This window comes from Amycolatopsis sp. NPDC003865 (genome assembly GCF_053605345.1).
Genome location: NZ_JBSGJA010000006.1, coordinates 35,914 through 50,123, shown reverse-complemented (window position 1 = coordinate 50,123; position 14,210 = coordinate 35,914). Strand labels below are relative to the sequence as shown.

11 protein-coding genes are annotated in these 14,210 nt (G+C 71.6%); 3 read left to right on the top strand and 8 right to left on the bottom strand.

The genetic code is table 11. The annotated features are described in order from the left end of the window. Nucleotides 1-88: 88 nt before the first annotated feature. Nucleotides 89-1,528, top strand: a complete 1,440-nt coding sequence (locus tag ACWEVP_RS16290) for an amino acid permease (RefSeq protein ID WP_452063357.1) — start codon at nt 89-91, stop codon at nt 1,526-1,528. Here ACWEVP_RS16290 and ACWEVP_RS16285 read toward each other — a convergent pair. The 3 genes from ACWEVP_RS16285 to ACWEVP_RS16275 all read right to left on the bottom strand — a co-directional run bounded on the left by ACWEVP_RS16285 (nt 1,506) and on the right by ACWEVP_RS16275 (nt 5,139). Continuing rightward, complete coding sequence (locus ACWEVP_RS16285) at nt 1,506-2,288, bottom strand: DUF6885 family protein (protein WP_452063356.1); 783 nt, start codon at nt 2,286-2,288, stop codon at nt 1,506-1,508. The genes ACWEVP_RS16290 and ACWEVP_RS16285 overlap by 23 nt on opposite strands. Before the next feature lie 16 nt (nt 2,289-2,304). Continuing rightward, entirely contained in the window at nt 2,305-3,657 is a 1,353-nt protein-coding gene (locus ACWEVP_RS16280; protein ID WP_452063355.1) for a glutamine synthetase, read from the bottom strand. Nucleotides 3,658-4,332: 675 nt separating this feature from the next. Next, nucleotides 4,333-5,139: an EamA family transporter gene (locus tag ACWEVP_RS16275; RefSeq protein WP_452063354.1), complete on the bottom strand. Its 807-nt coding sequence runs from the start codon at nt 5,137-5,139 to the stop codon at nt 4,333-4,335. A 341-nt stretch (nt 5,140-5,480) separates the two neighbouring features. On the opposite strand from ACWEVP_RS16275, the gene ACWEVP_RS16270 reads away from it, so the two are divergent. After that, complete coding sequence (locus ACWEVP_RS16270) at nt 5,481-5,660, top strand: DUF7455 domain-containing protein (RefSeq protein ID WP_086862682.1); 180 nt, start codon at nt 5,481-5,483, stop codon at nt 5,658-5,660. Nucleotides 5,661-5,790: 130 nt separating this feature from the next. On the opposite strand, the gene ACWEVP_RS16265 is transcribed toward ACWEVP_RS16270, so the two are convergent. The 5 genes from ACWEVP_RS16265 to ACWEVP_RS16245 all read right to left on the bottom strand — a co-directional run bounded on the left by ACWEVP_RS16265 (nt 5,791) and on the right by ACWEVP_RS16245 (nt 12,790). Further along, nucleotides 5,791-6,972: an ROK family protein gene (locus tag ACWEVP_RS16265; protein ID WP_452063353.1), complete on the bottom strand. Its 1,182-nt coding sequence runs from the start codon at nt 6,970-6,972 to the stop codon at nt 5,791-5,793. An 11-nt stretch (nt 6,973-6,983) separates the two neighbouring features. Then, complete coding sequence (locus ACWEVP_RS16260; RefSeq protein ID WP_452063352.1) at nt 6,984-8,447, bottom strand: sugar ABC transporter permease; 1,464 nt, start codon at nt 8,445-8,447, stop codon at nt 6,984-6,986. Between the two features lie 20 nt (nt 8,448-8,467). Continuing rightward, a complete protein-coding gene (locus tag ACWEVP_RS16255; protein ID WP_004561026.1) occupies nt 8,468-9,241 on the bottom strand; it encodes an ATP-binding cassette domain-containing protein in 774 nt (257 codons plus the stop codon). 89 nt (nt 9,242-9,330) lie between these two features. Beyond that, on the bottom strand, nt 9,331-10,470 hold the full coding sequence (locus tag ACWEVP_RS16250; protein WP_452063351.1) for a sugar ABC transporter substrate-binding protein: 1,140 nt from the start codon (nt 10,468-10,470) through the stop codon (nt 9,331-9,333). Between the two features lie 583 nt (nt 10,471-11,053). Then, complete coding sequence (locus ACWEVP_RS16245; RefSeq protein ID WP_452063350.1) at nt 11,054-12,790, bottom strand: DEAD/DEAH box helicase; 1,737 nt, start codon at nt 12,788-12,790, stop codon at nt 11,054-11,056. Between the two features lie 225 nt (nt 12,791-13,015). Between ACWEVP_RS16245 and ACWEVP_RS16240 the strand changes: the two genes are divergently transcribed. After that, nucleotides 13,016-14,206 (top strand): YihY/virulence factor BrkB family protein, encoded by a 1,191-nt coding sequence (locus ACWEVP_RS16240; protein ID WP_452063349.1) that lies wholly within the window; start codon nt 13,016-13,018, stop codon nt 14,204-14,206. The last annotated feature ends 4 nt before the right edge of the window (nt 14,207-14,210 follow it).

Here is a 14,210-nt window from a genome sequence, read left to right as displayed (position 1 = left end):
CGCGCGGCCGACGTCACTCCGCGGCCGCACTGCGGGAACCCCCGTGACCTTCTAACTTCTCCTCATGGGTGTGCGGAGAACTTTGAACGTGGACGAAGTCCTGAAGCGCCAGGACTCCGGGGAGCTCAAGCGGCGGCTGCGCGGGCGCGACCTGGTCGGGTTCGGCGTCGGGATCATCATCGGCACCGGCATCTTCACCCTCGCGGGCGTCGAGGCCAAGACCCACGCCGGGCCGTCGGTGACGCTGTCGTTCGTGCTCGGCGCGGTCGTCGCGGGTCTGGCGGCGCTCTGCTACGCCGAGCTCGCCTCCAGCGTGCCGACCGCCGGGAGCGCCTACACCTACGCCTTCGCCACCCTCGGCGAGGTCTTCGCCTGGATCATCGGCTGGGACCTGCTGCTGGAGTTCGCGCTCGGCGCCGCCGTGGTGTCGCGCGGCTGGTCCGGCTACCTGGCCAACCTGCTCGGCCTGTCGCCGGAGTGGTTCGGCGAGGACGCGAAGGTCAACGTCGGCGCGGTGCTGATCATCGCCGTGCTCACCGTGGTCGCCGTGCTGGGGATCAAGGAGTCGGCCTGGCTGACCAACCTGCTCGTCTGCGTGAAGGTCGCCGTCTGCGTTCTCGTGCTGGCGGTCGGCCTGTTCTTCGTCAAGGGCGCGAACCTGACGCCGTTCATCCCGCCCGCCCAGGCGCCCGAGAGCGGGTCGACGGTGCTGGAGCAGCCGATCGTGCAGGCCGCGCTCGGCCTGGAGCAGTCGGTCTACGGCATCGCCGGCATGATCACCGCCGCCGCGGTCGTGTTCTTCGCCTACACCGGCTTCGAGGCGCTCGCGAACCTCGGCGAGGAGACGCTCAACCCGCGCAAGGACCTCCGCGTCGGCATCCTCGGCGCGCTCGGCGTGTGCGCGCTGCTCTACATCGGCGTGTCGATCGTGCTGACCGGCATGATCCCGTTCACCGACATCGACACGGGCGCGCCGCTGGCCGACGCGTTCGACCGGGTCGGCCAGCACTGGGTCGGGGCGCTCATCTCGCTCGGCGCGGTGACCGGGCTGACGTCGGTGATGATGGTCGAGCTGGTGACGATCGGCCGCATCGGCTTCGCGATGGGCCGCGACGGCCTGCTGCCGAAGGCGCTCGGCACCGCGCACCCGAAGTGGGGCACCCCGCACCGGATGACCATCGGCGGCGCCGCGCTGATCGCCGTGCTGGCCGCGTTCGTCCCGATCTCGGAGCTGGCCGACATGGTCAGCATCGGCGCGCTGTCGGCGATGATCATCGTGGCGGTGGCGGTCCCGGTGCTGCGCCGCCGCCGTCCGGACCTCGACCGGCCGTTCCGGGTGCCGTTCTCGCCGGTGGTGCCGGTGCTCGCCGCGCTGGCGTGCCTGTACCTGATGCTCAACCTGAACGTGCTGACCTGGATCCGGTTCGCCGCGTGGCTGGTGATCGGCCTGGTGATCTACTTCGCCTACGGCCGCAGGCATTCCCGCTTCGCCGCCGAAGCGGAGGTCAGTCCCAGTAGGACGGAGTGAGGCCGGCGACGCGGGCCGCCTCGCGCGTCGCCGTCGCCTGGTCCGCGTCCACGACCACCAGCACGCCCGAGCCGGCCAGCGCCGCCGTCATCCACTCGACGGGCTGGTCGTGGATCCCCGTGTCCCCGAACGACGGGTAAGTGTCCACAACGGACAACAGGGTGCCTTCGGCGCCGATGCGGACGCCCGCCACGAGCACGAAGTGGCCGCCGGGCGGACGCCAGCGCGACGTCCACAATGGCGGGACGCCGGTGTCGAGGTAGTCGAGCAGCGCGCGTTCCGGGGTGTCGTGGGCGCCGAGCTCGGCGGCGTCGACGCGGGCGATCACCGCGACGCGCGGGATGTCCCACAGGCCGACGAGCAGGTCGAAGAGCGTCTCGGTGGTCCACTCCCCCGTCACCGGCACGGCCGCGAGAGCCCCGCCCGACAGCGCGCCGATCGCCGTGGCCAGCCCGGAGACGCGCGTTCCCGCCGCGGCCGGGTCGTCGACCCGCGGCACGGGCAGCCGGAAGTCCGGCCGCCCCGCCTCGCCCGGTGGGCGCACGACCGGCCCCCGGACGGTGCCCGCGGCCACCGCGACGGCGTCCTGGTCGGGCACGTCCAGCCCGGCCGCGCGCAGCGCCGCGAGGCCGCAGAACGCCGCGGCCAGGCCGTCCTTCTGGGGCAGCTCCGCCTGGGCCACCGCGGCCAGCCGGGCGCCGCCCGGCAGCCACCGCACCCCGGACAGGTCGAGCTGCCCGCCGTCGATCCCCGAAGACATCGGTCCCCTCAGGTCCTCAATAGCGCCACAGGTGTGCGGCGACGATCTCCTCGACGCTCCGCTCGGCCGCCCACGCCGCGTCGGACGCCCGAACCGCGCGGAAGGCCCCCAGCAGCTCCTCGCCGAGCACGCCGGCGATCCGCGGCGAAGCGAGCAGCGCGGCGTCCTGTTCCGCGGTGTCGGCCGGCAGCCGGCGCACGCCGCGCGTCTCGCGTTCGCCCTCGGTCCAGCCGCCGGGGTCCTCGGCGATCGGGTCGGGCAGCGCCGCCGCGTCTTCGATGCCGGCCATCCCGGCGGCGAGCACGACGGCCAGGGCGAGGTAGGGGTTGGCGGAGGCGTCGGACGTCTTGAGCTCGACGTTCGCGTGGTCGGCGCCCAGCAGCGGCGAGCCCGGGACGTACCGCAGCGGCGCTTCGCGGTTTTCGACGCCCCAGAAGGCGTACGCGCCGGCGAAGTAGCCAGGGCGCAACCGCAGTGTCGACGGGACGCTCGGCGCGGTGATGGCGGTCAGGGCCGGGAGGTCGCGCAGGAGGCCGGCGAGGTAGCCGCCGTCGCCCGGTCGGCCGTCGCCGCCGGTCTCGAGCAGGTTGCGGCCCTTGCGGCGAACGGAGGTGTGCAGGTGCCAGCCGTTGCCGGCGGCGCCGAGCCCGATCAGCGGCGCGAAGCTGGCGACCAGGCCGTGCGTGCGGGCGGCGGCGTGGATGGTCTGGCGGGCGAGGAGCTGGTCGTCGGCGGCGGAGACGGGATCGGTGGCGGCGAGGGAAAGCTCGAGCTGGGCGACGCCGTACTCGGCGTGCAGCTGGCCGATCCGCAGGCCGTTGGCGGCGAAGTCGTGCAGGAGGGCGGCGACGAAGGCGTCGAGGCCGACGAGGGCGTGCGGGCTGTAGGCGGGCCCGGGGTGCCCGGGGTTCTCGGTGATGCCGGCACTGCCCGCGGGGGCGACGGCGAACTCGAGCTCGTAGCCGGCCCGGAACTCCAGCCCCCGCCGCGCGCCCTCGGCGACCTGCGCTTCGAGGACGGCCCGCTGGCAGTAGGGCCACGGTTCGCCGTGCGGGGTGACCTGCCGGACGGGGGCCCAGGCGAGCGCGGGCTGCCCGGCGAGCCGCCGAAGCCGCTCGACGACGGGCACGAGCCGGACGTCCCCGCTCGGGGTGGCGAGCCCGCGGTGCGCGTAGGTGATGGCGTCGTGGCTGTCGAAGACGGCGAAGAGCGAAGTGGCCCCGACCCCCCGGGTGGCGGCCTCGGCGAGCCCGGCGACGGGGACGATCCGCGAGCGCGGGATGCCGTTGTTGTCCGCCCAGGCGAGGTGGACACCACCCACTCCGGCGGCCGCGAAGTCCTTCGCCGCCGCCGACGCCGCTTTGGTCATGGCACCCGCCTCCTCCGGCCCGCCCGGACCCGGCCCGCCCGGACCCGGCCCGACCGGACCCCGCCCATCCCGGGGGACGAGCCCCGCTTCAGCGTATCGGGAGGGTCCGACGAAAGGCGCGGGAAAAGGGGGTGGCGGGCCGGGTAGTCCACATCACGGGCGGGCTGTGGACAACTGTGCGGCTCCGGCGGCGGAAGCCGCGCCGAGGCCCGAGAAACCGGGCGCCCGGCCCCGCTCACCCCGGCGGCTCCGGAACCGGCCCCGCGGGCTCCTCCCGGCTCCGCCACCCCGGCCACGACCGCCAGCGTCTCCACGGCCTCCGGCACCGAGGGCACCTGCCCCAGCAGCACGAACCTCAGCACCCCGCCGTCCCCAGCAGCACAGCGGCACCGACGACACCGGCGGCGACCGCTCACCCCAGCGGCTCCAGGAGGGCCCGACGAACGGCGCGGAAAGGGGGTGGCGGACCGAGTAGTCCACATCACAGGACTGCGGACAACCGCGCGACTCCGGCGACGAAAACCATGCCGAGCCGCGAACGGGCGCCGGGCCCGGACTCGAACCCGCGGCCGGCGAACAGGCCCGGCTCGACCAGCGGCGCACACCAACGGCGCCGGTGGAACCCGAACCCACGAGCACGGCGGCACCCCTCCCGACAGCACCGGCGGCGAACGCTCACCCCGGCGGCTCCGGCCCCGGCCCCGCGGACTCCTCCCGGCTCCGCAACGCCACCCCGGCCACGACCGCCAGCGTCCCCACGGCCTCCGGCACCGAAGGCACCTGCCCCAGCAGCACGAACCCCATCACGCCCGCCGTCACCGGCAGCAGTGCCAGCAGCACCGCGAACCGGGCCTGCCCCACCCGCCGCAGGACCACCTGGTCCAGCGCATACGGCACCACGGTCGACAACACCCCCACCCCGACGCCCAGCAGCAGCATCCGTGGCGAAGACCACACCTGCCCGGTTCCGAACGCCAGCGGCGACAGCACCACCGTCGCCGCCGCGAAGCCGATCGCCAGGCTGTCCAGCCCGGAGGACGACCTGGACGCCACCCGCTTGCCCAGCACGATGTACCCCGCCCAGGCCGCCGCCGCGCCCAGGGCGAACAGCACGCCGGAAACGGACCCCGCCCACTGGACGTCCGCGATCGCCACCACGCCGCACGCCACCAGGACCAGCGCCAGCACGTCGCGCACCGACCTCGAGCCGACCGCCGCCACCAGGACCGGGCCGGCGAACTCCATCGCCACCACCGTGCCCAGCGGGAGCCGCGCGATCGCTTCGTAGAACAGCACGTTCATACCCGCCGTCACCACGCCGAACGCGATCGCCAGCCACAGCCCGCGGCCCCGCCACGCCGCGCGCCCCGGACGGCGCCACGCCAGCAGGACCACCGCCGCGCCGAGACAGCGAAGCCACGCCACCCCGGCCGGTGTCGCGTGGCCGAAAAGACCGACCGCGATGGCCGCGCCCGCGTACATGGAAATTCCGCTGAGAACGAACAAGAGCGGCGCGGGTACCCCGGAAACCCGTCGGGGCGAAGTCACCGTACTCACCACCCCATGGTGCCTGACCACGGAAAACGTAACTCTCCGGGTAAACGTCTCCTGCATTGCGGGACGCGGCTACGGCATCCGGGGTAAATCGGCGTGACTCAGGTCCCACCGGCGCGGGAACACTTGCGAGCCGCGAAACGTCTGGAAGAGTGGAAGCACGAACACCGCGGAGCCGAAGGCGATCGCCGCCACCGGCAGTGTTCCGAAGTGGGCGTAGCTGGATCGATGGCACCGGGCAACCGGTGCCGGGACGGAGGGAGACCCCCATGACAACGCCGACGCTCACCCGCCCCGAACTGACCGCCGCCGACCGCTGTGACCGGTGCGGAGCAGCAGCTCAGGTACGCGCTGTCCTCTCCGGAGGCGGCGAACTGCTCTTCTGCGGGCACCACGCCCGCGAGCACGAGGCCAAGCTCAAGGAACTGTCCGCCGACATCCAGCGGTAACGACCCAGACGCGAAAGGCGGCCGGTGCGCACAGGCACCGGCCGCCTTTCTGCATCTTGCAAACTGCGTGGCCGATATCACGGCCCGGCCGCGAAAAGCCGTGATTCCGGACACGAAACCGGACAAGAAATCAGACAGAATCCAGCACGACTTCGAACGCCACTTCCGCGGCACCCAAGAGCTTCACATCGGCGCCCAGCGCGGAGCTGACGATCCGGGTGCCGCCGACCGCCCGGCTCACCAGGCTGCGCCGCCGCACCTCGGCGCCGACGTGCCGCAGCACCGCCTCCGGCAGCACCGTCAGCAGGTCGCCGAGGATCACCAGCTGCGGCCCCAGCAGGTTGACGACGTTGATCAGGCCCAGCGTCAGCCACTCGGCGAACTCCGCGAGCCGCGTCAGCGCCGCCTCCGGGTCGCGGCCCAGCTCGCGCAGCTCGAACAGGATCGCGCCGCGCGGGGTGTCCTCCGGGAGCCCGAGGGCCCGGCACAGCGCCGCTTCGCCGACCTCGGTCTCCCAGCACCCGCTGCTGCCGCAGTAGCAGGGCCTGCCGTCCGGGCGGATCACCATGTGCCCGATTTCGCCGACGTACCCCGAGCCACCGCGCAGGGCCGAGCCTTCGGCGATGACACCGCCGCCGACCCCGACGTCCGCCGAGATGTACACGATGTCGGACGCCCCGCGGGCGGCCCCGCGCAGGTGCTCGGCGACCGCGCCGAACTCGGCGTCGTTGCCGACCAGGATCGGGATCTGCAGCACCCCGCCGAGCCGCTCGCCCAAGGCGACGTCGGTCCAGCGCAGGTTCGGGGCCTCGTGCACGTACCCGTCGGCGCGCCGGATGACGCCGGGCACCGACACCCCGGCCGCCACCGGGGTCACGTCGAGGTCGCCGGCCAGGATGGCCGTCGACTCGATGACGTGCGTGATGACCTCGTCGGGCTGGCCCATCCGGCCCCGCAGGTTCCAGCTGTTGCGGCCCAGGATCTGCCCGCCCAGCCCGACCAGGGCGATCGCGACGTGCTCGACCTGCAGGTCGACCGCGAGCACGACCGCCGCGTGCGGCTGGGGCAGGACCAGGAGCGAGGGGCGGCCCGCCCCTCGTCCCGGCCTCGGCACCTTCTCCTCGACGACGCCGGCTTCGGCGAGCCCGTCGACGAGGGTCTTGATCGTGCTCCGGTTGAGCCCCAGCTCGGAAGCCAGGGTCGCCCGGGTGCTCGGCCCGCCGACGTGCAGCAGGCGGAGCAGGGTCGTGCGGTTGTGCCGGCGCACCTCGTCCGGTCGCGCGACGGGTGAGCTGGACACAGGCTTGATCATCCCATGCTGGTTCAGCGCGTCGACGCAGCCGCGCGGCGCCGCGACAGCGCGTCGACCGTGGCGGCGAGCAGCAGGACCAGACCGGTGATGATGTTGACCACCGCGGCCGGCTGCTTGAGCAGGCCGAGACCGTTGATGACCACGGCGATCACGAGCCCGCCGACCACGGCGTCGGACACGCGGCCCTTGCCGCCGAACAGCGACGTGCCGCCGATGACCGCGGCACCGACCGAGAACAGCAGGGTGTTGAGGCCACCGGACTGCGGGCTGACCGAACCGACCTTCGACGCGGCGACGATGCCGCCGATGGCCGCGACCGCCGAGCCGATGACGAACACGCTCGCCCGGATCTTCGGCACGTCGATACCGGCGCGGCGGGCGGCTTCCTTGTTGCCGCCGACCGCGTAGACGTACCGGCCGTACTTGGTCCGGTTGAGCACGTAGGTGCCGGCCACGAGCAGCACGAGCATGATCGGGATGACGTACGGGATGCCCTCGATCGTGACGACCGCCTTGTTCGGCGAGCGGTTGATCGTCAGCAGCCACGTGCCCACCGCGGACAGCACGACGAGCGCGCCGACCTTGACCAGCACCAGCGCCGTCGGCTGGACGACCAGGCCGCGCTGGAGCCGCTTGAAGTGGCTGGTCAGCGTGATCACCGCGAAGCCACCGGCCGCGACGAGGAAGAAGATCCAGCTCCCCAGGATGTTCAGGTTGCCGTTGGCGATCTTGTACAGGACGTCGGAGTTGCTGATGCCGATCGTGCCGCCCTCACCGATGAACTGCAGCAGGACGCCCTGCCACACGATGAACAGCGCCAGCGTCACGACGAAGGACGGCATGCCGATCTTCGACACGAGGAAGCCGGTGATGCAGCCGATCGCGGTGCCGACGCAGATGGCCAGCAGGATCTCGAGCCAGGCGTTGGCGGGCACGCCGATCGCGACGATCAGCAGGCCGATCAGCGACAACGCGGCGCCGGCCCAGATCCGCTGGTAGGCCGACAGCAGCAGGGCCACGGCCAGCACCCCGATGAACGTGACGAACACCCCGGTGCCCAGGGAACCCAGCAGGTTCCCCGCGTTCACGTAGTGCAGTGCCATCACCGACGCGGCGACGCCGGAGGCCACACCGGCGGCGAGGTCGATCTCGCCGAGCAGCAGCACGAAGACGATGCCCATCGCGATGATGATGACGCCCGCGCCCTGCGGGAACACGTTGGCGATGTTGGCCAGCGTGAAGAAGTTGTCGGACAGCGCGCTGAACAGGATGACCAGCACGAGCAGGCCGAACAGCGAAGGCAGCGCGCCCAGTTCACCGGCCCGCAGGCGGGCGAAGTAGTCGCGGATGGCTTCGCCGGCTGACATCGATGTCGTGTCGATGCCGAAGTCGGAGATCGCCCCGGTGGGGGCCTGGGTCTGCGCGAGCGCGTCGGCGGGGGTGCCGACCTCGTGCTTGGCAGGGGTTTCAGTCATTTCCGGTTCTTTCTTCCCGCTCACAGGACCACGGCTTCGGGCCGGGCCAGGCCGAGGTCACCGGAGCGACCGGCGGTGATCAGTTCCACGACCTGGCCGTGGGTGACGTCCTTCGTGTGCACCTCGGCGACGAGCCGGCCGAGGTAGAGCACGGCGATGCGGTCGGCGACCTCGAACACGTCGGCCATGTTGTGGCTGATCAGCACGACCCCCAGGCCCTGCTCGGCGAGCCGCCGGACCAGGTCGAGCACCTGCCGGGTCTGTGCGACGCCGAGCGCGGCGGTCGGCTCGTCCAGCACGACGACCTTGCTGTTCCACAGCACCGACTTCGCGATGGCGACGGTCTGCCGCTGGCCACCGGACAGTGAGGAGACCGGCGTGCGGACCGACTTCACGGTCCGGACCGACAGGGAGGCCAGCGTCTCGCGGGCGGCCTTCTCCATGCTGGCTTCGTCGAGCTTCCACGAACTGCCGCGCTCGCGGCCGAGGAACATGTTCTGGACGATGTCGAGGTTGTCGGCGAGCGCGAGGTCCTGGTAGACGACCTCGATGCCGAGCTCGGCCGCGTCCTTCGGGCCGCGGATGTGGGCGTCCTGCCCGTTGAACCGCACGGCCCCCGAGTCGTACGGGTGGATGCCGGCGATGCACTTGACGAGCGTCGACTTGCCGGCACCGTTGTCGCCGACCAGTGCGGTCACTTCGCCCGCGCGCACGTCGAAGTCCACGTCGTGGAGGACGTGGACCGGGCCGAAGCTCTTGTTCAGGCCCTTGATCTCGAGAATGGGCTCACTCATGGATGGGCTTTCTCCTGGTGGGGACCGGGCCGGGACGCGCCGTCGGGGTGCGCGTCCCGGCCCGGCTGTTCATGGGGTGGTGCGGGGGCTCAGGAGATGCCGAGCGAGCTGCACTTGCTGGCGAGGTCGCCGGCGCAGATCTCGCTCGCCTTCACGTAGCCCTGGGTCACGACGGTCTTGACGTCCTTCTCCAGGATCGTCGTCGGGGTCAGCAGCACGGACTTGATGTCGCGGTTGTTCTTCGGGTCGTGCAGCTTGCCCGTGGCGATGGCGTCGGCACCCGCGGTGTCGCCCTTGGCGAGGGCGGCGGCCAGCTTGGCGGTGGACTCGGCCTCTTCCTTGATCGGCTTGAACACGGTCATGTACTGCTCACCGCGCATGACCGCCTTCAGGCCGTCGGCGGTGGCGTCCTGGCCGGTGACCGGGATCTTGCCGTTCAGGCCGTTCTTCTTGAGGATGGTGATGACCGCGCCGGCCAGGCCGTCGTTCGCCGCGACGACGCCGTCGACCTTGCCGCCGTTGGCCTGGAAGATCTGCTCGAACGTCGTGCCGCCGAGCTGGTTGTCCCAGTCGTTGATCGGCTGCTTCTGGATCCGCTTCAGCTTGCCGGAGTTGACCAGCGGGTCGAGGACGGAGTCCTGGCCGTTGGTGAACAGCGTGGCGTTGTTGTCGGTCGGGGCGCCCTCGATCTGGACGAAACCGGCGCCGGCCTTGTCCTTCAGCGCGTCGGCCATGGCCTGGCCCTGCAGCTGGCCGACCTTCTCGTTGTCGAACGAGACGTAGTAGTCGGCGGACCCGCCGAGGCTCGGGCGGTCGTAGTCGATGACCGGGATGCCCGCCGTCTTCGCCTTGGCCTCGACCGCGGCACCGACGGCCGGGTCGGACGGGGCGATGATCAGGACCTTGACGCCGGAGCTGATGAAGCCGTCGGCGAGGGTCGAGAACTTCTGGGCGTCGCCCTGAGCGTTCTGGACGTCGGCTTCGAAGCCCTGCGCCGCGAGGGCGGCCTGGAGCATCGGCTTGTCGAAGGCTTCCCAGCGGGCCGAGCTGGCGGTCTCCGGGAGGATGACGCCGACCTTGCCGTTGGCGCCGCCGCCGGCGGCCGGGGCGGACGAGGAAGCGGAGCTGCTCCCCGTGCCCCCGCTGTTCGAACTGTTGGCACCGCAAGCGGTCAGCACCAGGCCGGTGCTCACCGTGGCGGCGAGGAGGGTAAGGGTTCTGCTGCGCATCCTCGTTCCTTCCGGATCCAAGCATTGGTGACGAGCGGGCCCTCGGCGTCGCTCCGGGCCCTGCGGGGCGGTGATCCGGAGGGTCCCGGCGCACCGACGCGCATATGTTGTGGGCGACAACATATGCCGCTGAGCGGCTGCGGGGAAGATAGCTGGATCGATTAAATGACACCAATTGGACACGGTTCGGCAACACGGGCTGAACCTCGCCCGGAAAGAGTAGATCCGCTGACGATGTGATCGCCAGCACTCACCCTCTGTTACATCCAGGTTTCTTGACGGCTTGAAGGTACTCCGCCGGGGTGTACGGAGCGAGATCCGCCGCGAAGTGGTGGTGAACCCACGTGACGGGCCGCGGATTGGTCGCCGACTTGCGAACTTCGGAGCGGAAGCTGCCCGGCGTGCCACCGGGCGAGGGACGCGCGGGCAGGCGAGGGGTGACCGGGGCGGCACGGACGGTCACGGGACGGCTGGTACTTACCAGGAACGGACGGTGACGGCGGAGTTCAGCCGCCCGGGCGACACCCGAGGGGCCGGCGAGGCCTTCTCACCGGGGCTCCGGGCCCGGCGCCCCGGCCGGTGCCTACCAGGACCGCAGCGTCACGATCCGTTCCTCGAGCTGCTCGGCCGTCGCCATCGCCGTCACCGGCCCGCCGCACACGCGGCGCAGCTCGTTGTGGATCGCTCCGTGCGGCTTCTTCGTGCGGTGGTGGTACATCCCCACCAGCGCGTTCAGCTCTTTCCGCAGCGCGCCGAGCCGCTCGCTCACCGACTGGGGGCGGGCCACCGGTGGCGGGGCCTCCTCCTTGGCCGGCTTGCGGCGCTTCTCGTCCGCGATCTGCTCTTCCTGGCGCTTGCGCAGCAGGGCCCGGACCTGGTCCGGCTCCAGCAGGCCCGGCAGGCCCAGGTACTCCTGCTCCTCGTCGGACCCCGAGAACACCGCCGTGCCGAAGGAGTTGCCGTCGTAGATGACCTGGTCGAGCTCGGCCGAGGCGCCCAGCGACGTGAACGCCTTCTCCTCCTCGCCCGGCTCGTCCTCGGTGCGGTTGGCCTGGGCCAGGAGCTCGTCCTCCCAGCCCTCCTTCTCGCGGTGCGGCTTGCCCAGCACGTGGTCGCGCTGGGCCTCCAGCTCGCTCGCCAGCTCCAGCAGCACCGGCACCGACGGCAGGAAGACGCTCGCCGTCTCCCCCTTCTTGCGGGCCCGCACGTACCGGCCGATGGCCTGCGCGAAGAACAGCGGCGTCGACGCGCTCGTCGCGTACACGCCGACTCCCAGCCGCGGGACGTCCACGCCTTCCGAGACCATGCGGACCGCCACGATCCAGCGCTCGTTCGTCTCGGAGAACTCCTTGATCCGGCCCGAGGCCTTCGGGTCGTCCGAGAGCACCAGCGTCGGCATCTCGCCCGAGATGCGCTCCAGGATCTTCGCGTACGCGCGCGCCGACTCCTGGTCCGTCGCGATCACCAGGCCGCCCGCGTCCGGGACGCCCTGGCGGACCTGCGACAACCGCGTGTCCGCCGCCTGCAGCACCGCCGGGATCCACTCGCCGGCCGGGTCGAGCGCCGTGCGCCACGCCCGGGCGTTCTGCTCCGCGGTCAGCGGCTCGCCGAGCCGCGCGGTGAACTCCTCGCCCGCGCTGGTGCGCCAGGACGCCTCGCCCGAGTACGCCAGGAAGACGACCGGCCGGACCACGCCGTCGGCCAGCGCGTCCGCGTAGCCGTACGAATGGTCGGCCTTGCTGCGCTGGAACCCGCCCGCGTCCGGCTCGTACGTGACGAACGGGATGGCCGAGTCGTCCGACCGGAACGGCGTACCGGTCAGCGACAAGCGCCGCACGGCGGGGGTGAAGGCCTCGCGGATCGCGTCGCCCCAGCTCTTCGCGTCGCCGCCGTGGTGGATCTCGTCGAGGATGACCAGGGTCTTGCGGTTCTCCGTGCGCACCCGGTGCAGCGTCGGGTGGGCCGCGACCTGCGCGTACGTCAGCGCGACGCCGTTGTAGTCCGACGACGTGACACCGGTGGTGTTGCGGAAGTTCGAGTCGATGGCGATGCCGGCCGCCGCGGCCGAGGCCGCCCACTGGTGCTTGAGGTGCTCGGTCGGCGTGACGATGGTGATCGCCTCGACCGTGCGGTCGCTCAGCAGTTCCGCGGCGATCCGCAGGCCGAACACCGTCTTGCCGGCGCCGGGCGTCGCCACCGCGAGGAAGTCCTTCGGCTTCTGCGTCAGGTACTTGGTGAGCGCCCGCCGCTGCCACGCCCGCAGCGGGCGCGCGGTCGAGTCCTTCTCCGCGGGAGGCGCCCCGAGCTGCGTCTCCGTCATGCCGGTCCTCCCCCTCGCTCATGCCTTTGACGTGCGAAAACCCTCACTGTGGTACCGACTGCGGCTGCATCGGGCAGTCGGCGACTTGCGGTGAGGGCACTGGAGCGAGTCTACCGGCCGGGTCCGACAGTTCCGGGCACCGGCACGGGTGATGTCCCCCGACACGCCCGGCCGCAGGGGGTGTGACGAGCCAAATCAGCACCGATGGACCATGCTGGACACGTCATGGGTGAGGTGCAGCCGTCCGCAGCGACGAAGGTGGCCCGCAGGGGGCCGTGGCGCCTCGTCACGCGCACGCTCGCCAAGGCCTGGGACGGCAACATCTTCTCCGAGGCCGCCGAAGCGGCCTTCTGGCAGACGTTGTCGCTGCCCCCGCTGCTGCTCGGGCTGCTCGGCAGCCTCGGTTTCGTCGGCGAGTGGTTCGGCCAGGGCGTCGTCGCCGCGGTGCACGACCGCATCATCGGCTTCTGCCGCACGGTGTTCAGCCAGAACGCCGTGCACGACATCATCGAGCCGACCGTGAACAGCATCCTCACCGTCGGCAAGGGCGAGATCGTCTCCGTCGGCTTCCTGATCTCGCTGTGGGCGGGTTCGTCGGCGATGTCGTCCTTCGTGGACGCCATCACCGTCGCGCACGACCAGTACGGCGTCCGCAACGACGTCTGGCAACGGATCTTCGCGCTGCTGCTCTACCTGTGCGGCCTGGTCATCCTGGTGGTCGGGCTGCCGCTGCTGGCGATCGGCCCCGACCTGCTGCCGGAGTTCTTCCCGGCCGACTGGCGCCCGACCGTGACGTCGTGGGTGAGCGCGCTGTACTTCCCGACCCTCGGGGTGATGATCACCCTCGCGCTGACCACGCTGTACAAACTCGCCCTGCCGAGGAAGCTGCCGTGGCACCGCGGGCTGCCGGGCGCGGTGCTCGCGATGGTCGTGTTCCTGCTCTCCTCGGTCGGCCTGCGCATCTACCTGAACTGGATCACCAAGACCGGCTACACCTACGGCGCGCTCGCCGCGCCGATCGCCTTCCTGCTGCTGATGTTCTTCATCGGGCTGGCCGTCGTCGGCGGCGCCTACTTCAACAGCGCGATCCAGGAGCTGTGGCCGGCGAAGGCGACCCGGCGGCAGCGCCGCAAGTGGCGGCGGCTGGAAATGGAACGCGCCTCCGAGCGGCTGCGCTCGGAAGAGGGCCGCAAGCTGTGGGAGCGCACGACGATGCCGCTCAAGCGCCCGCGCGCCGGGGAGGCCTCCCCCAACGGCGACGCACCACCCCCAGCAGCACCGCCGGAAGCAGCAGAACCCGAAGCAGCACCGTCCGAAGAGGACGCGCCGTCACCGAGCGCGCCCGAACCGGCACCCAGCGCTGCTCAGGGTCGCGTCTCCTCCCAGGGGACGACCCGGAATCCACCCCCAGACTGAGTCG

What these genes read in the sequence shown, in the direction of transcription:
- ACWEVP_RS16285 (WP_452063356.1), bottom strand. Translation starts at nt 2,288, where the DNA reads ATGTCTTCGGGGATCGACGGCGGGCAGCTCGACCTGTCCGGGGTGCGG.
- ACWEVP_RS16280 (WP_452063355.1), bottom strand. Translation starts at nt 3,657, where the DNA reads ATGACCAAAGCGGCGTCGGCGGCGGCGAAGGACTTCGCGGCCGCCGGA.
- ACWEVP_RS16275 (WP_452063354.1), bottom strand. Translation starts at nt 5,139, where the DNA reads ATGTACGCGGGCGCGGCCATCGCGGTCGGTCTTTTCGGCCACGCGACA.
- ACWEVP_RS16270 (WP_086862682.1), top strand. Translation starts at nt 5,481, where the DNA reads ATGACAACGCCGACGCTCACCCGCCCCGAACTGACCGCCGCCGACCGC.
- ACWEVP_RS16265 (WP_452063353.1), bottom strand. Translation starts at nt 6,972, where the DNA reads ATGATCAAGCCTGTGTCCAGCTCACCCGTCGCGCGACCGGACGAGGTG.
- ACWEVP_RS16260 (WP_452063352.1), bottom strand. Translation starts at nt 8,447, where the DNA reads ATGACTGAAACCCCTGCCAAGCACGAGGTCGGCACCCCCGCCGACGCG.
- ACWEVP_RS16255 (WP_004561026.1), bottom strand. Translation starts at nt 9,241, where the DNA reads ATGAGTGAGCCCATTCTCGAGATCAAGGGCCTGAACAAGAGCTTCGGC.
- ACWEVP_RS16250 (WP_452063351.1), bottom strand. Translation starts at nt 10,470, where the DNA reads ATGCGCAGCAGAACCCTTACCCTCCTCGCCGCCACGGTGAGCACCGGC.
- ACWEVP_RS16245 (WP_452063350.1), bottom strand. Translation starts at nt 12,790, where the DNA reads ATGACGGAGACGCAGCTCGGGGCGCCTCCCGCGGAGAAGGACTCGACC.
- ACWEVP_RS16240 (WP_452063349.1), top strand. Translation starts at nt 13,016, where the DNA reads ATGGGTGAGGTGCAGCCGTCCGCAGCGACGAAGGTGGCCCGCAGGGGG.